This window comes from Methylobacterium sp. WCS2018Hpa-22, from assembly GCF_031843785.1.
Lineage (GTDB): Bacteria > Pseudomonadota > Alphaproteobacteria > Rhizobiales > Beijerinckiaceae > Methylobacterium.
The window spans coordinates 24,293-50,834 of the sequence record NZ_JAVTJA010000020.1 but is presented as its reverse complement, the minus strand read 5'-3'; the positions used below and the strand labels follow the sequence as shown (position 1 = coordinate 50,834).

The 26,542-nt window shown below is 65.5% G+C and carries 25 protein-coding genes; 12 read left to right on the top strand and 13 right to left on the bottom strand.

What is annotated here, in order from left to right; genetic code table 11:
• Positions 1-4 precede the first annotated feature (4 nt).
• The 3 genes from RQI43_RS21535 to RQI43_RS21525 are packed head-to-tail and all read left to right on the top strand — an operon-like array spanning position 5 to position 3,937.
• Positions 5-292, top strand: a complete 288-nt coding sequence (locus RQI43_RS21535) for a sarcosine oxidase subunit delta (protein WP_056428443.1) — start codon at positions 5-7, stop codon at positions 290-292.
• Positions 289-3,327 carry a sarcosine oxidase subunit alpha family protein gene (locus RQI43_RS21530; RefSeq protein ID WP_311276541.1) on the top strand — a complete coding sequence of 1,013 codons (3,039 nt, stop codon included), beginning with the start codon at positions 289-291 and terminating at the stop codon, positions 3,325-3,327. The genes RQI43_RS21535 and RQI43_RS21530 overlap by 4 nt, the downstream gene beginning before the upstream one ends.
• Positions 3,320-3,937 (top strand): sarcosine oxidase subunit gamma family protein, encoded by a 618-nt coding sequence (locus RQI43_RS21525; protein ID WP_311276540.1) that lies wholly within the window; start codon positions 3,320-3,322, stop codon positions 3,935-3,937. The genes RQI43_RS21530 and RQI43_RS21525 overlap by 8 nt, the downstream gene beginning before the upstream one ends.
• A 30-nt stretch (positions 3,938-3,967) precedes the next feature.
• On the opposite strand, the gene RQI43_RS21520 is transcribed toward RQI43_RS21525, so the two are convergent.
• The 7 genes from RQI43_RS21520 to RQI43_RS21490 form a co-directional block, all read right to left on the bottom strand.
• The gene (locus tag RQI43_RS21520) at positions 3,968-4,573 is read right to left on the bottom strand and encodes an XRE family transcriptional regulator (protein WP_056454447.1); all 606 of its coding nucleotides are present in this window, start codon (positions 4,571-4,573) and stop codon (positions 3,968-3,970) included.
• Positions 4,574-4,913: 340 nt separating this feature from the next.
• Positions 4,914-5,225, bottom strand: a complete 312-nt coding sequence (locus tag RQI43_RS21515; protein ID WP_405030683.1) for a hypothetical protein — start codon at positions 5,223-5,225, stop codon at positions 4,914-4,916.
• On the bottom strand, positions 5,188-5,880 hold the full coding sequence (locus tag RQI43_RS21510) for a hypothetical protein (RefSeq protein WP_311276538.1): 693 nt from the start codon (positions 5,878-5,880) through the stop codon (positions 5,188-5,190). The genes RQI43_RS21515 and RQI43_RS21510 overlap by 38 nt, the downstream gene beginning before the upstream one ends.
• 7 nt (positions 5,881-5,887) lie before the next feature.
• The gene (locus tag RQI43_RS21505) at positions 5,888-7,282 is read right to left on the bottom strand and encodes an APC family permease (protein ID WP_405030682.1); all 1,395 of its coding nucleotides are present in this window, start codon (positions 7,280-7,282) and stop codon (positions 5,888-5,890) included.
• A gap of 62 nt (positions 7,283-7,344) precedes the next feature.
• Positions 7,345-7,515 carry a hypothetical protein gene (locus RQI43_RS21500; protein WP_200919106.1) on the bottom strand — a complete coding sequence of 57 codons (171 nt, stop codon included), beginning with the start codon at positions 7,513-7,515 and terminating at the stop codon, positions 7,345-7,347.
• A 55-nt stretch (positions 7,516-7,570) separates the two neighbouring features.
• Positions 7,571-7,981, bottom strand: a complete 411-nt coding sequence (locus RQI43_RS21495) for a hypothetical protein (protein WP_311276537.1) — start codon at positions 7,979-7,981, stop codon at positions 7,571-7,573.
• Positions 7,978-8,280 carry a hypothetical protein gene (locus tag RQI43_RS21490; RefSeq protein ID WP_311276536.1) on the bottom strand — a complete coding sequence of 101 codons (303 nt, stop codon included), beginning with the start codon at positions 8,278-8,280 and terminating at the stop codon, positions 7,978-7,980. The genes RQI43_RS21495 and RQI43_RS21490 overlap by 4 nt, the downstream gene beginning before the upstream one ends.
• 640 nt (positions 8,281-8,920) lie before the next feature.
• On the opposite strand from RQI43_RS21490, the gene RQI43_RS21485 reads away from it, so the two are divergent.
• From RQI43_RS21485 to RQI43_RS21465, 5 genes are all read left to right on the top strand, one after another.
• On the top strand, positions 8,921-9,814 hold the full coding sequence (locus RQI43_RS21485) for a glutamine amidotransferase family protein (protein WP_311276535.1): 894 nt from the start codon (positions 8,921-8,923) through the stop codon (positions 9,812-9,814).
• On the top strand, positions 9,814-10,503 hold the full coding sequence (locus RQI43_RS21480; protein WP_056428416.1) for a protein glxC: 690 nt from the start codon (positions 9,814-9,816) through the stop codon (positions 10,501-10,503). Before RQI43_RS21485 ends, RQI43_RS21480 begins: the two co-directional genes overlap by 1 nt.
• A complete protein-coding gene (locus RQI43_RS21475) occupies positions 10,503-11,864 on the top strand; it encodes an FMN-binding glutamate synthase family protein (RefSeq protein ID WP_056428413.1) in 1,362 nt (453 codons plus the stop codon). Before RQI43_RS21480 ends, RQI43_RS21475 begins: the two co-directional genes overlap by 1 nt.
• Before the next feature lie 83 nt (positions 11,865-11,947).
• Entirely contained in the window at positions 11,948-13,246 is a 1,299-nt protein-coding gene (gene glnT, locus RQI43_RS21470; protein WP_056428409.1) for a type III glutamate--ammonia ligase, read from the top strand.
• A 236-nt stretch (positions 13,247-13,482) separates the two neighbouring features.
• Positions 13,483-16,236, top strand: a complete 2,754-nt coding sequence (locus RQI43_RS21465) for a PAS domain-containing protein (RefSeq protein ID WP_311276534.1) — start codon at positions 13,483-13,485, stop codon at positions 16,234-16,236.
• A 48-nt stretch (positions 16,237-16,284) separates the two neighbouring features.
• Here the strand turns inward: RQI43_RS21465 and RQI43_RS21460 are convergent, their stop codons facing one another.
• Both RQI43_RS21460 and RQI43_RS21455 read right to left on the bottom strand, forming a co-directional pair.
• Entirely contained in the window at positions 16,285-16,737 is a 453-nt protein-coding gene (locus RQI43_RS21460; protein WP_311276533.1) for a response regulator, read from the bottom strand.
• Positions 16,734-17,843, bottom strand: a complete 1,110-nt coding sequence (locus RQI43_RS21455) for a sensor histidine kinase (RefSeq protein ID WP_056428401.1) — start codon at positions 17,841-17,843, stop codon at positions 16,734-16,736. The genes RQI43_RS21460 and RQI43_RS21455 overlap by 4 nt, the downstream gene beginning before the upstream one ends.
• Before the next feature lie 288 nt (positions 17,844-18,131).
• On the opposite strand from RQI43_RS21455, the gene RQI43_RS21450 reads away from it, so the two are divergent.
• The 4 genes from RQI43_RS21450 to RQI43_RS21435 all read left to right on the top strand — a co-directional run bounded on the left by RQI43_RS21450 (position 18,132) and on the right by RQI43_RS21435 (position 22,445).
• Entirely contained in the window at positions 18,132-18,932 is an 801-nt protein-coding gene (locus tag RQI43_RS21450; protein WP_311276532.1) for a hypothetical protein, read from the top strand.
• 97 nt (positions 18,933-19,029) lie between these two features.
• Positions 19,030-20,520, top strand: coding sequence for an alpha/beta hydrolase (locus RQI43_RS21445; RefSeq protein ID WP_311276531.1), 1,491 nt, complete (start codon positions 19,030-19,032; stop codon positions 20,518-20,520).
• A complete protein-coding gene (locus RQI43_RS21440; protein ID WP_311276530.1) occupies positions 20,517-22,067 on the top strand; it encodes a GMC family oxidoreductase in 1,551 nt (516 codons plus the stop codon). The genes RQI43_RS21445 and RQI43_RS21440 overlap by 4 nt, the downstream gene beginning before the upstream one ends.
• Before the next feature lie 69 nt (positions 22,068-22,136).
• Positions 22,137-22,445 (top strand): cupin domain-containing protein, encoded by a 309-nt coding sequence (locus RQI43_RS21435; protein WP_056428392.1) that lies wholly within the window; start codon positions 22,137-22,139, stop codon positions 22,443-22,445.
• A 111-nt stretch (positions 22,446-22,556) separates the two neighbouring features.
• On the opposite strand, the gene RQI43_RS21430 is transcribed toward RQI43_RS21435, so the two are convergent.
• The 4 genes from RQI43_RS21430 to RQI43_RS21415 form a co-directional block, all read right to left on the bottom strand.
• Positions 22,557-23,327, bottom strand: coding sequence for a glucose 1-dehydrogenase (locus tag RQI43_RS21430; protein ID WP_311276529.1), 771 nt, complete (start codon positions 23,325-23,327; stop codon positions 22,557-22,559).
• A gap of 138 nt (positions 23,328-23,465) precedes the next feature.
• A complete protein-coding gene (locus RQI43_RS21425) occupies positions 23,466-25,097 on the bottom strand; it encodes an alpha-D-glucose phosphate-specific phosphoglucomutase (protein ID WP_311276528.1) in 1,632 nt (543 codons plus the stop codon).
• A 146-nt stretch (positions 25,098-25,243) separates the two neighbouring features.
• Positions 25,244-25,498, bottom strand: coding sequence for a DUF6894 family protein (locus RQI43_RS21420; protein ID WP_056428385.1), 255 nt, complete (start codon positions 25,496-25,498; stop codon positions 25,244-25,246).
• A gap of 155 nt (positions 25,499-25,653) precedes the next feature.
• Positions 25,654-26,376 (bottom strand): Crp/Fnr family transcriptional regulator, encoded by a 723-nt coding sequence (locus RQI43_RS21415; protein ID WP_244478163.1) that lies wholly within the window; start codon positions 26,374-26,376, stop codon positions 25,654-25,656.
• Between the last annotated feature and the right edge of the window lie 166 nt (positions 26,377-26,542).

Sequence of the window (26,542 nt, the reverse complement as noted above, 5' to 3'; positions counted from 1 at the left end):
GATCATGCGTATCCGATGCCCCCATTGCGGGCCCCGCGACAACGGCGAGTTCAGCTATCTCGGCGACGCCGCGCCGATCCGGCCCGACGGCATGGAAGCGCCTCCCGCCGCCATGCACGACTACGTCTACCTGCGTGACAACCCGGCCGGCCCCCATCGCGAGCTCTGGTATCACGGCGCCGGCTGCCGCTCCTGGCTCGTGGTCGATCGAGACACGCGCACCCACGAGATCACCGGGGTGTCCTCCGCCCGCGAGGTCGCGCTGAGCCGTCGGACAGGAGAGGTCGCATGACCACGCTCACCCTTCGGGATACCGCCTCCCCCAGCGGCGCCTCCCCGGCAACGGCCGTTGGGCAGGGCTTTCGTACCGCGACCGGCGGCATGATCGACCGGCGCCGCCCCCTGGACTTCACCTTCGACGGCCAGCGCTACAGCGGTTTTCAGGGCGATACCCTGGCCTCGGCGCTGTTGGCCAACGGCGTGCGCCTCGTCGCCCGGTCGTTCAAGTACCACCGCCCGCGCGGCATCCTCACCGCCGGTTCGGAAGAGCCTAACGCCCTCGTCGAACTGCGTTCGGGCGCGCGCCGGGAGCCGAACACCCGCGCCACCGTGGCCGAACTGTACGAGGGGCTTGAGGCGTCGAGCCAAAATCGCTGGCCGTCGCTGAAATACGACGCCCTCTCGGTCAACGCCCTGGCGGCGCCGGTTTTCGCGGCGGGCTTCTACTACAAGACATTCATGTGGCCGGCTGCTCTGTGGGAGAAGCTCTACGAGCCGATGATCCGCCGCGCCGCCGGCCTCGGCCGGGCCGCCCATGCGCCGGATCCCGACACTTACGACAAGGCCTTCGCCTTCTGCGACGTGCTGGTCATTGGGGCAGGACCGGCCGGGCTTGCGGCGGCCCTGGCCGCCGGACGCTCGGGCGCGCGTGTCATCCTCGTCGACGAGGATCACCGGACGGGGGGGCGCCTGCTTGCCGACCGGCGCGAGATCGCCGGCCGATCCGGTGCGGACTGGGCGACGGACACCCTCGCCGAACTGGCGAGCATGCCGGACGTGCGCATTCTGAGCCGGACCACCCTGTTCGGGGTCTACGATCACGGAGCCTACGGGGCGGTCGAGCGCGTCGGCGATCATCTCGCCGTGCCCCCCGTCCATGCGCCGCGCCAGCGCCTGTGGCGGATCACGGCAAAGCAAGCCATTCTCGCTGCCGGAGCCATCGAGCGCCCTCACGTCTTCGGCGGCAACGACCGGCCCGGCGTGATGCTGGCCGGCGCGGTGCGGACCTACCTCAACCGATACGGCGTGCTCCCGGGCCGGGCCGTCGCAATCTTCACCTCGGGCGATGACGGATGGCGCACCGTGGCCGATGTCGCCGCGGCGGGCGGACAGGTGGTGGCCGTGATCGATTCCCGCGCATCGGTGCCGGCCGAGCTGCGCCGGGCGGCCGAGGCCGTCGGCGCGCAGGTGATCTGTGATGGCTACGTCACCGGTACGAAGGGGCATCTCGGCCTGGAGGCGATCGAGGTGGTGGACACCTATGGCAGCCGCCAGACTATCGCCTGCGACTGCCTCGCCATGGCCAATGGCTGGAACCCGATCGTGCATCTCGATTCGCATCTGTCCCGGCGCCCGATCTGGGACGAGACGATCCACGCCTTCGTGCCGGGTGCGCTTCCCTCCGGTATGGTGGCCGTCGGGGCGGCGGGCGGGGCCTTCACCCTCGCCTCCTGCCTGGAGACCGGCGGCCGGGCCGGTGTGGAAGCTGCCTCAGCCTGCGGATTCGCCAGCGCCGCGCCCGAGATCCCGAAGACCGATCCCGAGAGCATCGCCCATACGCCGCTGTGGCGCGTGCCGGTCTCGAGGGGCAAGGCCTTCGTCGATTTCCAGAACGACGTGGCCGCCTCCGATGTGGAGCTCGCCCATCGCGAGGGCTTCCGCGCGGTGGAGCTGCTGAAACGCTACACCACCCTCGGCATGGCCACCGACCAGGGCAAGACCTCGAACCTCGCCGGGCTCGGCATCATGGCGGAGCTCACCGGCCAGCCGGTCGCGAGCGTCGGCACTACGATGTTCCGGCCGCCCTTCACCCCCGTCGCCATCGGCGCTTTCGCCGGGCATCACCGGGGCAAGGATTTCCGCGCGACCCGGCACGTCCCATCGCATGCCTGGTGCGAGGAGCAGGGCGCGGTCTTCGTGGAGACCGGCCTGTGGCTTCGTCCGGCCTATTTCCCCAAGGCCGGCGAGAGCGACTGGCTGGAAACGGTCAATCGCGAGGTGAACACCGTGCGCGCCCATGTCGGCATCTGCGATGTGACGACGTTGGGCAAGATCGACATCCAGGGCAGGGACGCCCTCGCTCTCATCGAGCGGGTCTGCGCCAATCCGTTCGGCACGCTACCCGTGGGCAAGGCGCGCTACGCCGTACTTCTACGTGAGGACGGCTTCGTCCTGGACGATGGCACCATCGCGCGGCTGGGCGAGAGCCATTTTGTGATGACGGCCTCCACGGCCAACGCTGCCAAGGTCATGCAGCACTTGGAATTCTGCCACCAATGGCTGTGGCCTGAGCTCGACGTGCAGATGGTCTCTGCGAGCGAGCAATGGGCGCAATATGCGGTAGCCGGACCGCGCGCTCGCGACACGTTGCAGGGCATCGTCGATCCCGGTTTCGACCTGTCGAACGAGGCTTTCCCCTTCCTGGCCTGCGCCGACATCACGGTCGGAGGGGGCATCCCCGCGCGGCTGTTCCGCATCTCGTTCTCGGGTGAACTCGCCTACGAACTCGCGGTGCCGGCGGCCTATGGCGACGCCGCCTGGCGTGCGGTCATGGCGGCCGGCTCGGCCTACGGCATCACCGCCTACGGCTCGGAGGCGCTCTCGGTGATGCGCATCGAGAAGGGCCACGCCGCTGGCGCCGAGATCAACGGCCAGACGACGGCGCGCGACATCGGCCTTGGCGGCATGCTCGCCAAGAAGAAAGACTATATCGGCCGGCTGATGAAGGAGCGCCCGGCCCTCGTCGATCCCGAACGGCCGATCCTCGTGGGGTTCCGCCCGGTCGATCGCAGCCAGCGCCTGCGTGCGGGTGCGCGGTTCCTTGCCGTCGGCGCCGCCCCGAGTCTCGCGGCCGATGAGGGTGTCATGACCTCCGTCGCCTATTCGCCGAGCCTCGGGCACTGGATCGGGCTCGGGTTGATCCGGCGCGGCGCCGAGCGCCATGGGACGCGCGTGCGCGCCTACGATCCGGTGCGCGACGGGGATGTCGAAGTCGAGATCTGCTCACCGGTCTTCGTCGACCCGAAAGAGGAGAAGCTGCGTGTCTGATGTTACCGAGACGACATGGCGGCCGAGAAGCGCCTGGGCGGGGATCGCGCCGGTCGGTCGGCACGGCCGCCCGGGCGGCGAGCCCGGTCTCACCCTGACCCTGCGCGACGAATTCGGGCTTGCCACCGTGATCGCGGTGAAGGGCCGGACCGACGCCCTGCAGCAGGTTCTGGGCGAGCGCTTCGGCTGGTCGCTGCCCGATACGGGGACTGCCAGCCTCACGGGAGAGCGGGGATTGGTCTGGTCCGGACCGGATCAATGGCTCGCTCTCTTCGAGACGCGCCAGGAGATGGCGGGCCTCGGCGAGGCGTTGCAGGGTATTGCCGCGGTCACCGACCAGAGCGACGCCCGGGCGATCGTCCGCGTGTCCGGGCCGGACGCCCGGGCGTTCCTCGCCAAGGGCCTCGCCATCGACCTTCATCCCCGTGCCTTCCAGCCGGGGCAGGTCGCCGTCACCGCCCTTGCGCATATGGGCGCGCAGATCTGGCAGCGGGACGCAGCCCCCATCTACGACCTCGCCGTGGCGCGCAGCTTCGCCGGCAGCGTCTGGTCGTGGCTGAGCCATGCCGCGGCTGAGTTCGGCTACGACGTTCGCAACGCGGCGCCGTGAGCGGAGCCGGCTGTTCCCCGGCCGGATGCTTCAGCTACGCGGGTAGATGATGACCGACAGGTAGGTCATCGGGGTCTTAATCAGTTTGGCCGGCCCATGCGAGGCCGCCGAATCGAACAGGAGCGAGTCCCCTGGCTGCAGCGTGTAATCGTGCTTGTCATGGCGATAGATGACTTCGCCGGTCAGCATGTAGATGAACTCGGTGCCGCCATGCCGAAACTCCGTATAGGACTCGGCATCGTTCTCCAGGGTGATGAGATAGGGCTCGACGACGATCTCGCCGCGCAGGCCCGCCCCGAGCAGTTCGTAGAGATGCCCGGCCTTCGTGCCGCGCCGTTCGATGACGACGCCCTGTCCGCGCTTGACGAAGGAGCAGTCGCGGCTCTCCTCGAAGGCCGAGAACAACACGGTGATGGGCACGTTCAACGCCTTCGCCACAGCGTTGATCGACGACAGCGACGGCGAAATCTGCCCGTTCTCCATTTTGGAGATCATGCCGGGTGATATCCCGGCCGCCGTGCCGAGATCGGCTACAGAGAGGTCGCGCTCGCGCCGGAACAGGCGGATCTGGTGGCCAAGTGCCCGCTCGAGTGTGCGCTTGTCGTCCACCGGTGCGTTAGAGGCGGTGTTCAGCATCCGGTTTCTGATCTCGCCCTCATCGCAACACGCATCGAGCACGACGCGGGGCTCAAGAGCATCATGTCGGCACAAGATTCACGTCTAACACCGGAATACCGCATCGAACAGATTGCGCGATTGCCGGTGAGGCGATCCGACTCATGATTGTCGATGGCGGAATCTGTGCGGTTGGTTCCTTTGCCCGACACATCAGCCGATCAGGCGCGCCGAACCGCGAAACCCGTCCGTGTAAAAAAGATGGTGTGCGAGCAGACGCGTTGCTTCGGAGAAGACGTCCAGCCTGCCTCGAGTGAAGGCGCGCGCCCGTTTCCGGACGATCGCCCGCACAGGCCGTGGGTCAGGATGCCGAAGTAGTCGGGCGTGACGTGGAACCATAGGATGTCACCGCACGCAGGCGCGCGATCCGGTAAGCGTCGGGGATCGAGAGTGCCCAGACGAACACGCCTGCTGCGTGACGACCGATCACATCCACATCCGGCGACGCGAATTTCGTGGTCAGCCACGCCCCCACCAGAGTGAAGAACGCGAAGCCCAATCCGCGTTGTGCCTGCCCGAGGAGCACATGGCCCATGCCCGGCAGCAGGATGGCGGCCGCGAGGACCAGATAGGGGTTAGGCTGCGGCGCGCGCAGGGGCTTCTTCGGATCCATGGACTGCATCTTCTCCGGTAAGGCTCCGGACGAGGCCGGTTGCTTGGGCGAGCAGAGGCCGCAACTGCTCCGGACCGATCTGCGTCATGGGGAAACGGTTCTCGCGCAGGAGCAGGTAGGCACCGCGTTCGCCCTGGCAGAGCTGGCTGACGATCCGGATCCCCCGAGGCGTGAGCAGCACTTCCTTCACGCGTGGCTCGGCGAGAATGGTCTCGATTGTGCCGGAGGCACGGGCAAGGAGGGGGGCGGCACCGAGCGATCCCCGCACCAGCGTCTCGCCCGGCCAGCCTTCCGGCACATCGTAGCGCGCCGGGAGATTGTCCGCCGGGGCATAGAATTCGGCACCCACCACGCGCCTGAGGATGTCGATCGTGCCGCGAACGCCTGTCGCATGATGCACCGAGACGCTGAGCCAGAGCTGCGGAAGGCGCCGGAAGGCAAGGGCTTCCGGGAGGACCCGGATCTCGACCGGCATGCCCAGGAACCGGCCCGCGAGAGTTCCGAAGCCCGTCGGGTCGCGGCCATGGACCGGCTTCGCCAGAAGGTCTTCGCAGGGTCGGAGCATTCCGGCCCGTTCCGCCGAGGCCGTCCGGCCGCGCCGGTAGAGCGCGTAGCCGGCGGCACCCAGCATCGGGAGGATGAGGAGGTCGATCATTCCGGCCTCAATAGCCGCGCGGCTTTGGCCAGTGCATCGTGAACTGGTCGCCGCGCCTGACATACTTGTAGCGGTGCAGCACGAACCAGGCGGAGGCGATGATGTAGAAGGTCATCATCGCAACGAGTTGCGTCCCGTAGCCGAGGAACACCGCGACGTAGGTGACGCTGCACAGAAGCAGAAGCAGAAGGCACGGCAGCGGATGGAGCGGATGGACGTAGCCTCTCTGAATGGTGCCGAGAGGCCACTTCCGACGGAACAGGACGATGGAGAGCGCCATCAGCGTGTAGCCGAGCAGCCCGGACAGGATCGAGAAGGTGATGGTCTGGTCGAGCGGCGTCGAGACCGCGAACATGATCGCCACCGGCACGAAGAAGACGATCGACCGGTAGGGTGTGTGGTAGGCGGGGTGCACCGCACCGAACCAGGCCGGCATGTAACGGTCGCGCCCCATGGCGAACCAGGCCCGCGAGGCGTCGTTGATGCAGCCATTGGCCGAGGCGACGGTGGCGAACAGGGTGCCGAAGAACAGAAACACTTCGAGCCAGCGATTCCCCGTGAGACGCCCGGCATCGTAGAGCGGCGTCACGGCCTGGCCGAGATATTCCCAGGGCATCAGCCCAGAGCAGACGTACCAGGTGGCCGTCGCGGCGATCAGGAGGGTCATCATCCCCGTCATGGTGCCCAGCGGCAGGGCACGGGCGGGCGAGCGCACCTCCTCCGCGGCCTGCGTCGTTCCCTCAATGCCGAGGTAGAACCACAGGCCGAAATGCATGGCGGCGAGGATGCCGAGATTCCCGTAGGGCAGGCCGACCAAGAGGGCATCGTGCTGCAGCACTGCGCCCGGCGCCCAGGGTTGGGTCGCCACGAAGAGCACCACGATGGCGAGGAAGGCAGCGGCCGTGATCAGCAGGTTCATCGTCAACGATGCGAGCACGCCGCGATAGTTCAGGAAGGCGAGGGCCACGATGGTGAGCACCATGAACGCGCGCTTGTCGACGGTGCCCGCGACGCCGAGATTGGCCATGAACGCTTCGATCAGATCCCCGGTCACGATGGCGTTCGAGACCTCGAGCATCGTGTAGGCCATCACAAGGTAGAGGCCGACATTGAAGGCCGCGAGCGGCCCGATGATGTGCTTGGCCTGCGCGTACTGGCCGCCCGCGGCGGCCACCGTGGAGGTAATCTCGGAATCGATCATGGCCACGCAGGTGTAGAGTATCCCGGCGAGCCAGCAGGCGGTCAGCGCCGCGACCGGCCCCCCCTTCCCGACGGCGAAGTTCCAACCCATGAACTCGCCCACCAGCACGATCCCGACGCCGAGCGCCCAAACATGGCCGGGCCCGAGCACGCGCAAGAGCGCGATCTTCCTGGCGGGCACAGCGGCCGATACTGACGACACGTCTGGCAGCGAGACTTTCGGGGGCTGGAATCCAGGCGGAGTGGCGATCTGAACATCCTGCATCACGACCTCGCTGCCTGTTCGCCGACATCGGCATCAACGATCTCGCCCTCCTCGGACGAGAGGAGGTAGTCCTCTCCGAAGGCTCGGTTGGTGCGCACCAGATCGACGGCCATCCAGAGCGCAAGGGCTCCGGCGATCGCCCAGGCACTCCAGTTCATGATCTCGACCATGACGGATATCCTCGTAGGAAATGAACGGGCTGACTGTGACCGCGGCCAATGAGGCTCAGCGAGGCTCTACTGTCTTACTCGGGTCATCGTCGCCGAAGCGCTCGGCGATGACTTCGCGGTACTCATGGTCAGAGTAGCGGAACATGAAGACGAAGTAGGCCACGATGATCAGCGCCGTGAATGCCAGGGCCGTCCAGTTGAAGTTATAGTCGAATCGGGTCCCGATGATCGTCGCGGCCTTCTCTGGCGCGATGCCCAGCTTCTCCCACTGAGCCGCCATAACCGCGTTCTGTCCCAGTGATTCCCAGGATGGATTCGGATATTCCGTCGTGGTCGTGCCGCCGCCGGCCAGTTTGAGCCAAAGCGGCAGGTAGAGTGTGATGAACACAAGGATGAGCATCAGGATCGCATCGAAAATCTGCCCGATGATCGGCTGACTCGGCGGCTCGTAGGGAACCTTTTTCATTCGGTTGCTCCTTTGTGCTGCCGCGCTTTGCAGATCTGGTCAAGATAATAGATGTCGGTGCCGTAGATTGCGGACTTGTCTTCACTGTAGTGACGGATCATCGCGAAGGTGGATGCTGTGTTAAGGAAGAGCACGATGGCGCCAAGGATCGCCATCGGAATGAGCAGGTTGGTGCTCTCGAAAGCTTTCCACATGCTCCAGAACGTGAAGGCATAGATCAGCCAGACCGCGACCACAGCGAACGCGGCGGCTGCGCTGTCGCGTCTGAACATGGATGAGATGCGGGGATCCTGATTCACGGCATGTCCTCCTTCATAAATTTTCTTTTTGAGAACCCAGGGTTCCTTTCTGGAAAGATCCTGCCGAGAATAGGCCCTTGTCAATGCCTAAATTGGTGGCGCAGTGCACGCGTATTGAACTTTCTTGCCTGTCCCTTGAGAGAGTCAACTGTTTCTCAGCCGTCGCTTGATGGTGGAGAGGGGTGGGCGGTGACCTCGTCACTCGCTCGTGAGCCATCACTTTCTCTTATGATGAAGGGACACATTCTCCGTTCGTCAGGACTTGACGGCCTCACGCTTTTCGCGAAACCCTATTTCTTGAAGGGAATTTTTCGTCGTTCCGGCGAGCGGGTGTTCTCGTCGCTACAGGTTGCGTCGAACCTATTTGACGAGGATAGGCGTATCGTAACGACGCCTTGTTCTCAGCGATACAGTTCTTCAGAGCGGTAAACTTGCAGGGCGCTGTGCTGGCCAGGCGAATCTCGCTGCGAGCATTTGTCATTTTCGCAACGTGCCTCACAGAAAGGCGCCTCTGTTCGGGCGGCAGATGATCGGTCACCCCCAATATTTCCCAGGAAGAATTTTTTGTGACCGATAGTTGACGGGTCGGTTGGAATGTGAGAGCAACAATGAACATGCTCGGTGGAAGCGGGAAAGTGCGATGTGCGGTATAGTCGGGTTGTACTTGAAGAACTCAAAGCTTGAGCTGCAGCTTGGCTCGCTTCTGTCCAAGATGCTCGCGACAATGACGGATCGCGGTCCCGATAGTGCTGGCTTCGCCGTTTACGGATCGGACAGTGACGGCGTGAAGCTCACCCTTCGTGGTGCGGATCAGGCAGCGCTGCGAAAGGCGATCTCCGGTCTGGAAGAGGCTCTCACATTCACCTTCGACAAGATTGAACGCGACACTCATACCGTCATTTCCGTGCCCGCCGAGCGCGAGGGGCGGATCCGCGCGTGGCTCAAGAAGGAGGCGCCCGGCATCGACGTGGTCAGCGCCGGCCGGCGCATGGAGATCTACAAGGAGGTCGGGCTACCGGCCTCCGTGGCCGAGCGGTTCGATCTCGCCGGCATGACCGGCACCCATGGGATCGGTCATACGCGCATGGCCACGGAGAGCGCGGTCACCACCAATGGCGCGCACCCGTTCTCTACCGGCATCGACGAATGCCTGGTCCATAACGGCTCGCTGTCGAACCACAACGACATGCGCCGCCGCCTCGAGCGCGAGGGCCTCACCTTCGCTACCAAGAACGACACCGAGGTCGCCGCCGGCTACCTGAGCTGGCGCATGCGCGAGGGGGCGTCCCTCCAGCAGGCCCTGGAATCGAGCCTGTCGGATCTCGACGGTTTCTTCACTTTCGTGGTCGGGACCGAGACGGGCTTCGCCGTCGTGCGCGATCCGATCGCCTGCAAGCCTGCGGTGATGGCCGAGACCGACGATTACGTGGCGTTCGGCTCCGAATACCGGGCCCTCGTGGGTCTGCCCGGCATCGCCTCCGCCCGCGTCTTCGAACCCGAACCCGCCAAGGTCTACGCCTGGGAGCGTCACTGATGTCGTCCTACGATCTCAATCAGGCGCCTCTGCGCGACCTCAACCGGGCGCTGCATGCCCTACGTCCCGACACCAACGAGACCCATTGGACCATCACCGGCCCGGACGGCCGCCACGCCATAGCGGTGGGCCTCGATGCGCCGATCTCCGTCGAGATCGAGGGGAATGTCGGCTATTACTGCGCCGGCATGAATAAGCTCGCCAGCGTCGTGATCAACGGCAATGCGGGCGTGGGTGTCGCCGAGAACATGATGTCGGGCTTCGTCCATGTGCGCGGCGACGCCAGCCAATCGGCCGGCGCCACGGCTCATGGTGGCCTGCTGGTGATCGACGGCAATGCGGGCGCGCGCTGCGGCATCTCGATGAAGGGCGTCGATATCGTCGTAAAGGGCTCGATCGGCCACATGTCGGCCTTCATGGCGCAGGCCGGAACCCTGACCGTTCTGGGCGATGCCGGCGAGGCTTTGGGCGATTCCCTCTACGAAGCGCGGCTCTACGTGCGCGGCTCGGTCAAGAGTCTCGGCGCCGATTGCATCGAGAAAGAGATGCGCGACGAGCACCGCGAACAGCTTTACGCCAAGCTCAAGGCCGCCGGACTGGCGGGCGAGGTGAGCCCGTCGGAATTCCGGCGCTACGGCTCCGCGCGCCGCCTCTATCATTTCAACGTCGACAACGCCGGAGCCTACTGATGGCCGAGACTCCCAAGGACCCGACCCTCAAGGATGCGCGCCCCTTGCCGCGCACCAAGCCCCGCTTTTCAGCGACCTACACGCCTGACGTGATGTCCGAGATCCGCCGCGCCGCCGCCACCGGCATCTATGACATCCGGGGGGCCGGGGCGAAGCGCAAGCTGCCGCATTTCGATGACCTCCTGTTCCTCGGCGCCTCCATCAGTCGCTACCCATTGGAGGGGTACCGCGAACGCTGTGGCACCGAGGTGGTGCTGGGCGCGCGTTTCGCTTCGAAGCCGATCCACCTCAAGACACCGATTACCATCGCTGGAATGAGCTTCGGCTCGCTCTCCGCCCAGGCCAAGGAAGCCCTCGGGCGCGGAGCCACGCTCGCCGGCACCTCGACCACCACCGGCGACGGCGGCATGACGCAGGAGGAGCGCGGGCATTCTCAGACGTTGGTCTATCAGTACCTGCCCTCGCGCTACGGCATGAACCCGGACGACTTGCGGAAGGCGGACGCGATCGAGATCGTCATCGGCCAGGGCGCCAAGCCCGGCGGCGGCGGCATGCTACTCGGCCAGAAGATCACCGAGCGTGTCGCGGGCATGCGCTGCCTGCCCCCGGGCGTCGACCAGCGCTCGGCCTGCCGCCACCCGGACTGGACCGGGCCGGACGATCTCGAGATCAAGATCGAGGAACTGCGCGAGATCACCGATGGTGAGAAGCCGATCTACGTGAAGGTCGGCGCCTCGCGGCCCTATTACGACACTGCGCTCGCAGCCAAGTCCGGCGCCGACGTGGTTGTCCTCGACGGCATGCAGGGCGGGACAGCCGCGACGCAGGACGTGTTCATCGAGCATGTGGGCATTCCGATCCTGGCGGCGATCCGCCCCGCAGTGCAGGCGCTGCAGGATCTCGGTCTGCACCGGAAGGTGCAGCTCGTCGTCTCGGGCGGTGTGCGTTCGGGAGCCGATGTGGCCAAGGCTCTGGCTCTGGGCGCGGATGCCGTCGCCATCGGCACGGCGGCGCTCATCGCCCTCGGCGACAACGATCCACGCTGGGAGGCCGATTACCAGGCCCTCGGCACCACCGCCGGCGCTTATGACGACTGGCACGAGGGCAAGGATCCCGCCGGCATCACGACGCAGGATCCCGAACTGGCCAAGCGCCTCGATCCGGTTCTGGCTGGCCGGCGTCTCGCCAATTACCTCGCGGTGATGACGCTGGAAGCGCAGACCATCGCGCGTGCCTGCGGCAAGAGCCACCTGCACAACCTCGAACCCGAAGACCTCGTGGCGCTCACCATCGAGGCTGCCGCCATGGCGCAGGTTCCGATGGCCGGCACCAGCTGGATTCCCGGAAAGACCGGCTTCTGACCACGCAAGGCCGCCCCTGAAGGGCGGCCTTTTCTCCACCGCATGGCCGCGATCGGCCGCACGACGCAACGCAGGGTGACGCCATGACCCCGGATCTCGAAGCCGTCGCAAAAGAGCGTGGCATCAAGTATTTCCTCGTATCCTACACGGACCTGTTCGGAACCCAGCGCGCCAAGCTCGTCCCGGCCGCCGCCATCGCCAGCACCTGTCGGAACGGCGCGGGGTTCGCAGGCTTCGCCACATGGCTCGACATGAGCCCGGCCGATGCCGACCTCCTGGCCGTCCCCGATGCGGCGGGCCTGATCCAGTTACCCTGGAAGCCTGAGGTCGGCTGGTTGCCCGCCGATCTCGTAATGGGCGGCAAGCCCGTGGAGCAGGGGCCGCGCAACATCCTCAAGCGTCTCATCAAGGACGCGGCGCGGGACGGCCTTCAGATGAAGACCGGCGTCGAGTGCGAGTTCTTCCTGATCACGCCCGACGGTTCCGAACCCGCCGATATGGCCGACCGGCAGATGAAGCCCTGTTACGACCAGTCGGCCCTCATGCGCCGCTACGACGTGATCACCGAGATCTGCGATGCGATGCTGACCCTCGGGTGGAAGCCGTACCAGAACGACCATGAGGACGCGAACGGCCAGTTCGAGATGAATTGGGACTACGACGACGCCCTCGTCACGGCCGACCGGCACGCTTTCTTCAAGTACATGACCCGCTCGATCGCCGAGAAGCACGGACTTCGGGCGACCTTCATGCCCAAGCCCTTCATGGACCTGACCGGCTCCGGCTGCCACGCCCACGTCTCACTGTGGAACGGGGAGCGCAACGTCTTCTCCGATCCGTCGGACGAGATCGGGATGTCGCGGGAGGGCTACCACTTCATCGGCGGCCTGATTCACTCGGCCGATGCGCTCGCTGCCATCACCAACCCTTGCGTCAATTCCTACAAGCGCATCAACGCCCCGCGCACCACATCCGGCGCGACCTGGGCCCCCAATACGGTGACCTATACGGGTAACAACCGCACCCACATGATCCGCATCCCCGATGGCGGGCGCTTCGAGTTCCGTCTCGCCGACGGCGCCGCGAACCCTTACCTGCTCCAGGCAGGTCTCCTCGCTGCCGGCCTCGATGGCCTGCGCAACCGGCGCGATCCGGGCAAGCGGCTCGACATCAACATGTACACGGACGGTCACATGGTCGAGGGCGTCAAGCGCCTGCCGCTCAACATGCTCGACGCCATGCGGGCGCTCGAACAGTCGGACGTCCTCGCTCAATCCCTCGGCAGCTTCGTGCCCAGCTACCTCAAGCTCAAGACCGAGGAATGGAACGCCTATTCGCGCCATCTGACGCAGTGGGAGCGCGACACCACGCTCGACTGCTGACGGAAGGCTCCCGGCCGGTTTCCGGGAGCCCATGAGTGCGAGGTGTCGTTTCGCTCCTCGACCCAACCGTCGTCCGAGAGCGGCCGTCCTGCGCCGCTTTCGACCTGGATCGCTCTTGATGATAAGCATGGTGAGGGACATATCGCAGCCGGTTGCCCGTCTTGGAATTTCGGCGCATGAACCGGCGGATCTCGGCTTTTCGGTCCGAATAAGACGAATGCGGGCAGGAAAGCTCTGTGGACCACGACGACAACAGTGCGGGCATCGAGGCCCACCGTCGTGCGGCCCTCGCACGCTATGGCATCCTCGATACCGAGGCCGAGGCTGATTTCGACGATATCGTGAAAGCGGCGTCGGCGGCCTGCAATGTGCCGATCTCGTTGATTTCCCTGCTCGATGGCGAACGGCAATGGTTCAAGGCCGAGACCGGTTTCGGCCAGAGGGAGACTCCGATCTCTTCCTCGATCTGCCGCTATGCCGTCCGTGAACAGGACGCGGTGTTCGAGATTTCCGACACGACCCGCGACGAGCGGACCGCCACGAACCCGCTTGTTACCGGCGATTCGCACGTTCGCTTCTATGCTGGCGTACCGCTGCAGACGGCGGACGGCGTGACCCTCGGAACGCTGTGCGTCCTCGACACCAAGCCGAACAGCCTCACCCCAGCGCAGATGCTCATCCTGCGCACGCTGGCCAAGCAGGTGATGGCCCTCCTCGATCTACGGCGGGCCCTAGAGGACCGGCGCGAGAGCGACCGGCTCAACAAGGCGATCCTGGAGAGCGCTGTCGATTACGGCATCATCTCGATGGACCTGTCCGGCCAGGTCACGAGCTGGAACACCGGGGCGGAGCGCGTCCTCGGCTGGACCGAGGCGGAGATGTGCGGCGAGTACGCCCATGTCTTCTTCACAGTGGAGGACGTCGAGAACGGCTTGCCCGAGCAGGAGATGGGAGCGGCGCTGATGCATGGCCGGGCCAGCGACGAGCGCTGGCACAAGCGGAAGGATGGGTCCCTGTTCTGGGGGCTCGGCGAGATGATGCCGCTGAGGAACGAAGACGGGAATCCCGAGGGCTTCATCAAGATCCTGCGGGATCGCACGGAACAGCGTCTCGCGAGCCAGAAGCAGCACAACGACGCCGAGTTCATGCGCAGCGTCCTGGCCTCCTCGGCCGATTGCATCAAGGTCCTGGACCTCGACACGAGGCTCACCTTCATGAGCGAAGGCGGGATGCGCGTGATGGAAGTCAGCGACTTCAACGCGATCAAGAACTGTCCCTGGCCCGATTTCTGGCAAGATCAAGGTCACATCCAGGCTCGGGAGGCTGTCGCTGCCGCCAAGGCCGGGCGCACGGGCCATTTCCAGGGCCTCGCCAACACCATGGCGGGAAATCTCCGGTGGTGGGATGTGCAGGTTACGCCGATCCTCGACGCCGAAGGGCAGCCGGAGCGTTTGCTGTCGGTCTCGCGCGACATCACCGTCCAAAAGAATGCCGAGCAGCTGATCAGCGCCAGCGAGGCACGCTGGCGCGGCCTGTTTACCAGCATGCAGGAAGGCTTCTTTCTTGCCGAGCTTATCCGCGACGCGGCGGGACGGCCGCTGGATTACCGATTCCTGGAGATCAACCAGGCTTTTGCTCGGCAATCGGGCCTTCCCGATGACAGTGTCGGCCGGACCATCCGCGAACTCGTGCCCGATATCGAGCAATGGGTGATCGACCGCTATGCGACCGTCGTCGATACGGGCGAGCCAACCCTGTTCGAGATCACGGTCGCCGCTCTCGACCGCAGCTTCGAGGTTCGAGCTGGCCATGAGAGCGACCAGCGCTTCAGTTGTCTCTTTCTCGATGTCACCGAACGCGCACAGAACGAGACCCGCCGCCTCGCCATCGCGGAACTCGGTGACCGCCTTCGCCATTTGAGCGATCCTGTCACGATCTCCTTCACCGCGGCCGAGATCGTTGGCCGTACCCTCGGACTGTCCCATGCCGGCTACGGCGCGGTGGACCAGGATCGCGAGACCATCCTCATCGGCCGGGGCTGGTCCGCCCAGAATATTCCCCGTATCGACGGACTTCATCACTTCCGGGAATACGGCTCGTACATCGATGAGCTGAAGACCGGCGGGACAGTCCTGATTGAGGATGTCACCTCAGATCCGCGAACGGTGGCGGATGCAGCCTCGCTCATCCCCATTAGCATCCGATCGCTCTTGAACTTGCCCGTCATGGAGCACGGACGTTTCATGGCCTTGCTGTACGCGGCCAAGGACGTGCCCCATTCCTGGACGACCGAGGAAATCGGTTTCGTCCGCAACGTCGCCGACCGGACCCGCGCTGCGATCGCGCGGATCGAGGCGGAAGCGCAGCAGCGCGTGCTCAACCTCGAACTCAGCCATCGCATGAAGAACATGCTGGCGATGGTGCAATCCATCGCCACGCAGACCATGCGCAACGCCACCGACATCGCCACCGCGAAGGACGTGCTGGCGGGTCGTCTGATCGCTCTCGGCAAATCCCACGACCTGCTCCTCGGCGGCTCGCTCGGCGATACGCCCCTCAAGACGCTGATCGAGAGCACGCTGGAGCCTCACAAGGACAAGCCGGACCGGTTCGCCGTTCGTGGACCCGCGCTGAATGTCGGCGCCAAGGCCGCGATGTCGCTCGCTCTCATCCTCCACGAACTCGCGACGAACGCAGCCAAATACGGCGCGCTCTCCGCCGCGAAGGGTAGCATCACCATCCTCTGGGAGATCCGCCCGCATGAGAGCGACGGCAGCGACCGGGTGCTGCTGCGCTGGGTCGAAGCCGGCGGGCCTCCAGTGCAGCCGCCGACGCGGACGGGGTTCGGCACGCGGCTGATATCGCGCGGCTTGGCCGGCAATTTCGGCGGTGAGGTTTCCCTCGATTACCGCATGTCCGGCGTGGTCTGCACGCTCGAAGCTTCATTGAAGGGTTTGCAAGCCGTCGATACCCCGCCCGATTTCCACTAGGCGGCCGGCATCGCGCACCGACGCGCGCTAGGAGGTTGGAACCGGGGGTCAGTCTGCCCGGATCTGATTCCGGCCAGACCCATTGAAGTGGGGCGTGCAACTGCAACCGAACGATCCGGCTTCGGTCTTCCGCTGCGACGTCTCGCAGGTCAGGAGATGCTGCAACAGCGTCTCCAGGTCGTCCTTCTGGTAGGGCTTCTGCATCACCGGGACGGTGCGATAGGCGGGCTCGACTCCGGCCGCCCCGTAGCCTGTGGCGAAGAGGAACGGGATGCAGCGCTCGAACAGCTTGTCGGCTACGGGATAACTGCGCGCGTCGCCGAGATTCACGTCCAGGACAGCGAGATCGAATGTCTCCGCTTGCAGGTTCCTCAACGCCTGTTCGAGGCGCATGGCGATCACGACCTCGCAGCCGAGATCGAGCAGTATGTCCTCGGCGAGCATCGCCACCAGGCTTTCGTCTTCCACCAGCAGGACGCGGCGCCCCTCGAGCATGCTCATGAGCCGGGTCGCCCCGTCACGATCTCCTGCCCATGCCAGCCCAAGGGCGTCAGCGGGATATCGAGGCGACAGACAACTCCGGTTGGTGCGAAATCGATCGCGGCGTTGCCGTCGAACTCCAAGGGCAATTGTCGCTCGACAAGACGGGAACCGAAACCCCTGCGCGTCGGGGGAGCCACTTCCGGGCCACCCGTCTCCGTCCAGGTGAGGGAAAGGCGCTCGCGCGCCCCATCGGGTTTCAGCGTCCAAACGACGGTGACCCTGCCCTCGGGCACGGAAAGAGCACCGAACTTGGCGGCGTTCGTCATCAGCTCGTGCAACGCCATGGCCAGCGTCACGGCTACCTTGGGATGAAGACGGGTATCCGGGCCGGTGATCTGGAACCGGTTCGCGTCGGCCTCCGCCACCGCGTGGGGCGCGATCGCCCGCTCGACGACGCCGATGAGGCTGGCGCTCTCCCAGTTGGATTCGGTCAGGACGTTGTGAGCGTTCGACAAGGCCGTGACACGAGCGTCGAATACGGCGCGGGCCGGCTGGTCGGAAATGGCGCGGAAGGTCTGCGCCGCGATGGACTGGACGGTGGCCAGCGTGTTCTTCACCCGGTGGTTCAGTTCGTTGGTCAGCAGCCGCTGCCGCTCGGCTGCCGCCTTCTCCTCGGTGATGTCGCGGACCTCGATGATCGTGCCGATAATTTTGGCGGCGTCGTCACGGATCGGGCTCGCGGTGAACCCGACAGGGTAGAAATGCCCGTCCTTGTGGACGAACACCTCTTCGCCGCGCTCCTGGTTGTTCTCCGGGAAGGCACGGTCGATGGCGCATTCCTCCAGCGGGAACGGGCGGCCGTCGGGATAGGTGTGGTGGACGATGTCGTGAAGCGGGCAATCGCGCGCGAGCACTTCCCCGACGGTGAAGCCGGTGAGCAGTTCGGCGGCGCGGTTCATGTAGACGCAGTGCTGCCTGTCATCCATCAGGAAGATGGCCACCGACGCATTGTTCAGCACAGCGTTCAGACGGCGCTCGGTCTCGTGCAGCTGCGAGCCGCGGCGCAACGTCGGCAGGGATGTCGATGCTTCGGCGGAGGACAGGAAGGGCGGCCGGGTCGGCACGGAGCGGGCTCTCTGCGAAGATGGGCAACACCCGATGGTGCGCCGCAAGATCTTAACGGGTTCGCCATGGTCCGGCGAGGGGTATCCGGCTATCCTCTAAATCCCCGAGGGACGACAGGCGAAAGTGGGAGGAGCGAGGGTTTGTTCCGCCCAACCGCGTTCGGTTGCACAGTCGATGTGCGCATGGGCAGGTGAGCCCCCGTTTGAGCCACTGCCGAATCCGGAATTTGCCGGAACGTCACTTTGCCAGGGCGACGTCGTGCCGATGCGAGACCGCAGGCGCGGTGCATGATGGATTTCCTCAATTTCCTCTATGGCGCGCCGATCTGGCAGATGGCCTGCGTCATCAGCTCCATCTCCGTGGGTGGCACGGTGTCGGCCGTCCTGATGGTCGACAGGGTTTGGAAGAAGGATCGTCGGCGGTCCCACAACGGTATCGCCGGCTTCTTCATCGCCGTCGTCGGTGTCATCTACGCGATCTTGATCTCTTCCATGGCGATCACCGTCATGACGCGGAAGGACCGTGCCGAAACCCTCGTTTTCGAGGAGGCGGATAAAGTCGCGAGACTGGCGCGGGAGGTGATGACCCTTCCCGAACCGAACCGTGCTGCCATCCGTGCTCATCTGGCGACTGACGTTCAGGTGGTGATCGAGGAGGAGTGGCCCCAGATGAGACGGGCGGAGCGGCCCGTCGCGGGAACTCGGGTGCTGCACCGCCTATGGCTCGAAGCTGCGGCGCTGCCGCTGAAGGATCTGGCGGACGTTCTCACGGTGAAGGACTTTCGCAAGCACATCGACGATCTCTACGATCTCCATCGCGGACGAAGCGATCTGGCCATCAATGGCGTCGACCGGATCGTCTGGGCCGTCGTGCTTCTTGGCTCGATCTCGATGATCGCTTTCGCCGTCCTGTTCGGCGTCGAAAATTTCACGGCTCATCTCTTCATGAGCTGCCTCCTGTCCTTCTCCATCGCTCAGGCCATGACGATGATCGTCGCCATCGACTGGCCGTATTATGGCTACGATTCCATCTCGGAGGACCTTTTCCTCGAACTGAGATCGGGATTGAGAGAGGGGTCGGCCCCCTGACGCTCACGATGCGGATCGGATTGGACGGACGCCATGCCGCAAGCCCGGTGGGGGATTAAGCCCTTGATCGGGAGGGCACGCGCCCGAGTTCGGGCTGATGCCAAATCGTCCCGCTTCCAATACCACCGCCGCTGCCCCGGCCATCGCGGGCCTGGGTACCGGCGGCCCATCCACGTTGGTCTGCCTGCATTTCCTCGGCGGAAGCGCGCGGGAATGGGAGCCGGTCGCAGCCTGCCTCGATGGCGTCGTTCGTCTGGTCGCGCTCGACCTGCCGGGGTTCGGAGATGCGGCTGACGTCCCGGGCTACACGGTGGATGCGATGGCGGATTATGTGGCTGCCCGCATTACGGCCGCCGATCCCGGGGAACGATGGTATCTCGCCGGCCATAGCATGGGTGCCAAGGTGGCACTGGCTATCGCCCGGCGCGCCGAGGACGGGGCGCCGGATCTGGCGGGGCTCGCTGGGCTGGTCCTGCTCGGCGGTTCGCCACCGAGTCCAGAGCCGATGTCCGACGACAAGCGGCAGGAGATGTTGGACTGGATTTCCGCGGATGCGGAGACCCGCCGGCGCAAGGCAGGCGAGTTCATCGACCAGAATACCGGTGCGCGCCTCGACGAACCGCGTCGAACCCGGGCGATCGAGGATGTGCTGCGTGCTGCTCCCGCCGCCTGGACGGCATGGCTTCGCGACGGCTCCCGAGAGGATTGGAGCCGCCGGATCGGCATCCTGCGCATACCGGCCGTCGTCGTCGGCGGAACCGAGGATGCCGATCTCGGCGCTAAGGCGCAGGAGGCACTGACTCTTCCTCACCTGGCATCCGGCCGCCTCGTTGCCCTCGACGGTGCAGGACATCTCCTGCCCCTGGAGCGACCGGAGGCGGTGGCCGAGCTGATTACAGACCTCGTTGCGGAGGGGGCGGCGCGACGGTCTACCTCACCGGAGGTGCCGCAGCCCTACCGCGCGCTGATCGATTCCGAGCGGGTGAATAGCCGTCTGAGGGCGGCGCTCCTCGCTCGCGCCGAGCCCGATGCTTCGGAGTACCGGTCCACATGGTTCGATCCGATGGAACTCGCCCTCCTTCGCGCCGTCCTCGACCGGGTGCTCCCGCAGGGCGATGCCGGCCGGATCGACATCGCTGCGCGGATCGAGGCCCGGCTCGCTGCTGGAACCGGGGATGGTTGGCGCTTCGCCAAGCTGCCGGAGGACGGCGAGGCCTATCGTATCGCGCTGAGCATGCTCGATGCCGCCGCGAGATCCGTCCACGAGACGGGTTTCCTGTCCCTCGGCGGGGCCGATCAGGACGCCCTCCTGCACGCGGCCTCAGCCGGCGAGCGGCTCTCGCCCGAAGAACCGAGGCAGGGGTTCGACGCCGAAAGAATGAGCCTGTGGTTCGAGGATCTGCGCAGTGACGCGGTACGGATCTATCTGGCCCATCCCGCCAGCCTCGCGCGGATCGGCTTCGGCGGGATCGGTGCGGGTGGCGACGACACCGATCGTATGCCCGGCTTCGTACGGGTGGGGATCGGTGACCCTGAACCATGGGAATCTGCCGCCCTGGGTAAGACCGGCGGGGAGATCGGTCTGTGAAGCTCGATGCGATGCGTCGCTACGCAACCGATGACATCGTCGATGTGGTCGTGATCGGCACGGGGGCGGGCGGTGCGCCCGTGCTCGCCCGTCTCGTAGCGGCAGGGCTCACCGTCGTCGCCCTGGAGGCGGGGCCGAATTTCGATCCTACGCAGTTCGCGTTCGACGAAACGCTCGCGGATGAGATCTACTGGACCGAGGAGCGCCTCAGCGGCGGTTCGACACCGGAGGCCTTCGGCGCCAACAACAGCGGGACCGGGGTTGGTGGCTCCACCCTGCATTGGGGGGCTTTCACGCCGCGTGCCGACGAGCGCGACCTGCGTCTTCACTCCGAGACCGGGATGGGCGTGGATTGGCCGCTCGATTACGACGACCTGCTACCATTCTATGAGCGCGTCGAGGCGTTTATCGGCGTGTCCGGCTCCTCCCAGTACCCCTGGGATCCCGGCCGGCGCTATCCTCTCTCACCGGTCCCGCGCAATGCGCCGGCGCAGGTGATGGGCCAAGCCTGCGACCGGCTCGGCATTCGAACCGCCGACTCGCCTGCGGCCGTCGTCTCGCGCGACTTCTCCCAGGAGGGCGGCGGTCTGCGCCGGGGCTGCATCAGTTGCGGCTACTGCCACCAGGGCTGTCGCACCGGCGCCAAGACCAGCATGGATGTGACCTACCTGCCGCATGCGGTCTCCAATGGCGCGGAAATCCGCCCCGATTGTCGCGTGCACGGGCTCGAGCGCGACCGTGAGGGCCGGATCACGTCGGTGATCTACCGGCATGGCGGCATCGATCATCGGCAGCGTTGCGCGGCAGTCTACCTCTGCGCCGGGGCCGTGGAGACGCCTCGGCTCCTCCTGCATCTCGGGCTCGCCAACGGCAGCGGTCAGGTCGGCCGCAACTATATGGGCCATGTGGCGACACAAGTCTGGGGGACGTTCGAAGCCGAGATGCGGATGAACCGCGGCTATCCCTCGTCGCTCATCAGCGAGGACATGGTCCGGCCCGATGATGCGGATTTCGCGGGCGGCTACCTGATGCAGAGTCTCGGCGTCCTGCCCGTCACCTGGGGCAACTCGGTGGCGCGGGGGCGCGGCCTGTGGGGGCGGGCGCTGACCGAACATCTCAATCGTTACAACCACATGGCGGGCATCGGGATCAACGGTGAGACCCTGCCCTGCGACGCCAACGTGCTGGTCCTCGCCGACGAGGTGGACGCGTTCGGGATGCGCAAGGCGCAGATCGATTTCGGCTATTCCTCCAACGAGGATCGGCTGAACGCCCATGCGACGCGGACCATGAAGGCGATCTGGGAAGCCGCCGGCGCCTCCGACATCTGGGTGCTGGAGCGCGTCGCGCACACGATCGGCACCTGCCGGATGGGCATGGATGGCGACAGCGCCGTGGTCGATCCCCATGGCCGAAGCTTCGAGATTCCGAACCTCTGGATCAGCGACGGATCGACCTTCCCGAGTTCGCTGGCCGCCAACCCGGCCCTGACCATCATGGCGCTGGCTCTGCGCTCGGCCGATGCGTTCCTCGGGCATCCCTCCTGAGGATTAATCAGGAACGCCACCGCCATTCCCCGGTTGGATTCACCGCAACGCGACGAGGTTTCAAGCGCCATGACCACGAAGATCTCCACGACGAATGCCCGCGCGGATGCGCATGGCGAAATCCGCCTCGCCAAGGGTGAGCGGGTCGCCATGCGGATGTGGCGTCACGAGCCGCCGACGGACGACAAGCCGAGTGCCAGTCGACCCTACGAGACGGTGGGATACGTCATTTCCGGCCGCGCCGAACTCACGGTCGGCGGCGAGACCGTGACCCTGGAGCCCGGCGACTCCTGGCTCGTCCCGGCCGAGGCCGAGCACACCTACACGATCCTCGAAGAGTTCACGGCGGTCGAGGCCACCGCTCCGCCGGCCGCGTAAACGGCAATACCCGCCGAACCCAAGGCGGCGACGTGAGACCAGACATGAGAGGGGCCGGATCGATCGCGATCCGGCCCTTTTCGATATTCCGTTCCCGAAGAGAGACCCGCCCTACGCGCCGCCCCATTGCATGGTCAGGCCGCCATCCACCACGAGGGTATGGCCGGTGACGTAATCGGCGTCGTCCGAGGCGAGGTAGAGGATCGCCTTGGCGATGTCGTCGGGCTGGCCGGCGCGGTGCCACGGGATGCGCTCCAGGGAGGCTTCGAGCTTCTCCGGGTTCTCGAACCGGTCGCTGGTCATCGGTGTCTCGATCAGGCCGGGGGCGACGTTGTTGACGTTGATCTTGTCCTCGGCGAGCTCGCGCGACAGGCTCCGGCAGAGCGAGCCGACACCGGCCTTCGACATGCCGTAGGGCGCGCTTTCCGGCGTCGGCAGGTGCTGGGCCACCGACGAGACGATGACGATCTTACCCCGCCCGCCATTGGCCCGCCGGACCTTGATGAAGGCGCGGGCGCAGAAGACCGGCCCCATCAGGTTGACCCGCAGGATCTGTTCGAGCTTGCCGTTATCCATCTCGGCCACCGGCATGCCGCTCATGGCCTGGCCGGCATTGTTGACGAGGATGTCGAGAACGCCGAACTCGGCCGCCACCTTGGCGAAGGTCGCCTCGACGGAGGCCGGGTCACCGACATCGTCCTGGATCACCAGGCATCTGCGCCCGGCGGCCTCGACCCGGCGCGCGGTCTCCCGCGCGCCGTCCGCGTCGGTGTTGTAGGTGATCGCCACGTCCGCGCCTTCGCGCGCGAACAACTCGGCCGCAGCCTGTCCGATACCGGAATCCGCCCCGGTGATCAGAGCGCGTTTGCCCTGCAACTTCATGTCTGTCCCATCTGTGCGAGAAGGGGTGCGCGGCCATTGCGTGGCCGGCGATCACCCGTGATCTTCAGGACAATGGGCCGAGGAAAACGCGGTTCCCGGGATGCGGCATCGGTGGAAGGGCCGCCCCCCTTCGTGTCGTCAGGTGATCACGCTGGGCTCGCTGCGCCCCGTGATGCCGGCGATGTCGGCGATGTCGCGCGCCGCCTGGACGACAGGGGCAAGGACGACATCCGGCGTCAGGTCGAGCCGGTCCGGGTCGCTCTCGTAGCGCTCGATATAGACCCTCAGCGTCGCCCCCGCCGTGCCGGTGCCGGAGAGCCGGTAGACCACGCGCGCATCCTCGGCGAAGCTGATGCGGATGCCCTGCTGCGCCGTCACGGAGCCGTCGACCGGGTCGACATAGCGAAAATCGTCCGCCGTGGAGACGGTGAGATCGCCGATCCGGCGGCCGGGCAGGCTCGCGACCTGCGCGCGCAACACCTCCATGAGACGGTTGGCGCTCTCGGACTCGATCTCCTCGTAATCGTGGCGGGTGTAGTAATCGCGGCCGAACGAGGCCCAATGCTCGCGCACGATGGCGTCGGCGCGCTTGCCCGTCGCCGCCAGGATGTTCAGCCACAGCAGCACGGCCCAGAGCCCGTCCTTCTCGCGGACGTGGTTCGAGCCGGTGCCGGCGCTCTCCTCGCCGCAGAGGGTGATGAGGCCGGCATCGAGCAGGGTGCCGAAGAACTTCCACCCCGTCGGCGTCTCGTAGGCGGGAATGCCGAGCGACGCGGCGACCCGGTCGGCGGCACGGCTCGTGGGCATCGAACGGGCGATGCCAGCGAGGCCGGAGGCGTAGCCCGGCGCGCGATGGGCATGGGCGGAAAGGATCGCCAGGCTGTCGCTCGGGGTGACGAAGAGGCCGGGCGCCACGATCATGTTGCGGTCGCCGTCCCCGTCCGAGGCCGCGCCGAAATCCGGCGCGTCCGCGCTCAGCATCAGTTCGTAGAGCTCGTGGGCATGGACCGGGTTGGGGTCGGGGTGGTGGCCGCCGAAATCCTCCTCCGGCGTGCCGTTCACCACCGTGCCGGAAGGGGCGCCCAGCGCCCCTTCCAGGATGGCGGTGGCGTAGGGGCCGGTCACCGCGCTCATGGCGTCGAACCGCATGCGGAAGCCGGAGGCGAACAGGCGGCGGATCGCGTCGAAATCGACGAGTTCCTGCATCAGGGCCGCGTAATCGGCCACCGGGTCGATGATGGAGACGACCATGCCGTCGATCCGAGCCTCGCCCACGGCGTCGAGGTCGAGATCCGGCACGTCGGCGATGCGATACTCGGTGATCGCCTTCGTGCGCTCGTAAATGGCGGCGGTGACGGATTCCGGGGCCGGACCGCCATTGGCGGCGTTGAACTTGATCCCGAAATCTCCGTCCGGTCCGCCGGGATTGTGGCTCGCCGATAGGACGATGCCGCCAATCGCGCCGTGCTTGCGGATGACGCAGGAGGCCGCCGGTGTGGAGAGGAGACCACCCTGGCCGACGAGAACCCGGGCGAAGCCGTTGGCGGCGGCAAGTTTCAGGGTCGTCTGCACCACCTCGCGGTTGAAGAAGCGGCCATCGCCGCCCACGACCAGGGTCGCGCCCTCGCGGTCGGGGATGATGTCGAAGATGGATTGGACAAAATTCTCGACGTAGCGGGGCTGCTGGAAGACGGGGACCTTCTTGCGAAGGCCCGACGTCCCGGGCTTCTGGTCAGAGAATGGCGAAGTCGGCACGTGCCTCGAAGTCATCCGCGAAAGCCCCTCGTTGTCGGCGGGGACAACACAACGGCTGGTCCGTTCCGGTCAACCACCCTGAATGGGTCGAGACGGAAACTTTCTTCGGAATCGTCTCGTCGCGCCTCCTTTGCCACGAAGGCGGGCGACGTCCCGTCGCGTCATCGCTTGGTGTTCGTCGCGACACCTTCGGAGAACGGGACCGTCAGGACGGTTTCGCCCGCTTCGTCGATGATTTCGAACGAGCGATCCAGAGCGTCGCTCAGGGTGGAGCCGCTGACGAGGGCGTTGGCGACGATCTGCTTGACGCCGATCATGACCTCGTCGCGCAGGTCGTCCAGGCCGCCGAACTCGTCTCCGTCCGGATCGAGATGGAGCCCGTCGCGATCGCGCAGGTTCAGAAAGTATCGCGGCATGCCGGTCTCCTACCGTAACGGCCAAGCCTAGACTGGGTGTGCCATGCGGCTGCCGCAAGGGAGATCGGGCAGGAAACCGCAGGCAAGAAAATGTACGCAAGCAACCACGGGCAGGAAACCGGACGCAGCCCCGCCTTTGGGGGCGGCGAGCCTGCTCAAAACATGGTCTGTCCATCCACCCGAAGGTAGCCGGCCTTGAATTCGGCAAGAGACCTCAGCCTGGGCCAGTCCAGGACCTTCAGGTTCTTGCCCTTGAGTTCGATCAGCCCCCGCCGTCTCAGCTCCTGCAGCGAGCGGTTGACGTGGACGGTCGTCATTCCCGTCGTGTCCGCCAGTTCGTGCTGCGTCATGGGGAGATCGCAGCTATCCTCCGTGGCCAGGCCGACAGCCCGCAGCCGGACGAGGAACTCGCAGAAGAGATGCGCGATCCGCTCCAGAGCCGACCGGCAGCCGATATTCACCAGCCATTCGCGCAACGTCGCCTCGTCGATCAGGGCGGAGATGCGCATCGCCCGGGCGATCGCCGGATGGTTCTCGGTGATCTCTCTCAGGGTCGTCGCGGAAACGCGTGCGACCTTGCAGGGGGATAGGGTCGCGATCGTATGGTCGAGCCGGTTCAGCAGGGCGATGTCGAGATCGCAGGTATCGCCCGGAACGAGATAGGCCGTGATCTGTCGGGCGCCGTTGGCGCGTTGCTTGAACCGGCAACCGATCCCTTCGGTGATGAAGATGATATCGCTCGGCGGCTCGCCTTCGCGGACGAGGTTGGTGCGGGCGGGAACGTCGCGGGCGACGGACGCGAGCCGATGAAGCGCGTCCCTATCGGCGTCGCTCAGTTCCACGAAGCCTTCCAGCTTCTGGATCAGAGGATTGAACACGCTATCCGCCGTATTCGAGAATCTATTCCGCGACAATGGTCGATATCTCTATGCGATCAACATCGGCTTTCGCCAAAAGTAGCATTCTTCGAAACGCGTTTTCAATGATCTATGACAATTGAAGGACGCGAACCGCGATTATCTTAAGATAATCGCTCTCGTACTA

Excerpts from the sequence above, each read along its gene's own strand:
- RQI43_RS21500 (WP_200919106.1), bottom strand. The coding sequence starts at position 7,515 with ATGGTCGAGATCATGAACTGGAGTGCCTGGGCGATCGCCGGAGCCCTT.
- RQI43_RS21485 (WP_311276535.1), top strand. The coding sequence starts at position 8,921 with ATGTGCGGTATAGTCGGGTTGTACTTGAAGAACTCAAAGCTTGAGCTG.
- RQI43_RS21480 (WP_056428416.1), top strand. The coding sequence starts at position 9,814 with ATGTCGTCCTACGATCTCAATCAGGCGCCTCTGCGCGACCTCAACCGG.
- RQI43_RS21510 (WP_311276538.1), bottom strand. The coding sequence starts at position 5,880 with ATGATCGACCTCCTCATCCTCCCGATGCTGGGTGCCGCCGGCTACGCG.
- RQI43_RS21460 (WP_311276533.1), bottom strand. The coding sequence starts at position 16,737 with ATGAGCATGCTCGAGGGGCGCCGCGTCCTGCTGGTGGAAGACGAAAGC.
- RQI43_RS21515 (WP_405030683.1), bottom strand. The coding sequence starts at position 5,225 with ATGGATCCGAAGAAGCCCCTGCGCGCGCCGCAGCCTAACCCCTATCTG.
- RQI43_RS21495 (WP_311276537.1), bottom strand. The coding sequence starts at position 7,981 with ATGAAAAAGGTTCCCTACGAGCCGCCGAGTCAGCCGATCATCGGGCAG.
- RQI43_RS21435 (WP_056428392.1), top strand. The coding sequence starts at position 22,137 with ATGACCACGAAGATCTCCACGACGAATGCCCGCGCGGATGCGCATGGC.
- RQI43_RS21420 (WP_056428385.1), bottom strand. The coding sequence starts at position 25,498 with ATGCCGCGATACTTTCTGAACCTGCGCGATCGCGACGGGCTCCATCTC.
- RQI43_RS21450 (WP_311276532.1), top strand. The coding sequence starts at position 18,132 with ATGATGGATTTCCTCAATTTCCTCTATGGCGCGCCGATCTGGCAGATG.
- RQI43_RS21535 (WP_056428443.1), top strand. The coding sequence starts at position 5 with ATGCGTATCCGATGCCCCCATTGCGGGCCCCGCGACAACGGCGAGTTC.
- glnT (WP_056428409.1), top strand. The coding sequence starts at position 11,948 with ATGACCCCGGATCTCGAAGCCGTCGCAAAAGAGCGTGGCATCAAGTAT.
- RQI43_RS21425 (WP_311276528.1), bottom strand. The coding sequence starts at position 25,097 with ATGACTTCGAGGCACGTGCCGACTTCGCCATTCTCTGACCAGAAGCCC.
- RQI43_RS21530 (WP_311276541.1), top strand. The coding sequence starts at position 289 with ATGACCACGCTCACCCTTCGGGATACCGCCTCCCCCAGCGGCGCCTCC.
- RQI43_RS21475 (WP_056428413.1), top strand. The coding sequence starts at position 10,503 with ATGGCCGAGACTCCCAAGGACCCGACCCTCAAGGATGCGCGCCCCTTG.
- RQI43_RS21520 (WP_056454447.1), bottom strand. The coding sequence starts at position 4,573 with ATGCTGAACACCGCCTCTAACGCACCGGTGGACGACAAGCGCACACTC.
- RQI43_RS21430 (WP_311276529.1), bottom strand. The coding sequence starts at position 23,327 with ATGAAGTTGCAGGGCAAACGCGCTCTGATCACCGGGGCGGATTCCGGT.
- RQI43_RS21445 (WP_311276531.1), top strand. The coding sequence starts at position 19,030 with ATGCCAAATCGTCCCGCTTCCAATACCACCGCCGCTGCCCCGGCCATC.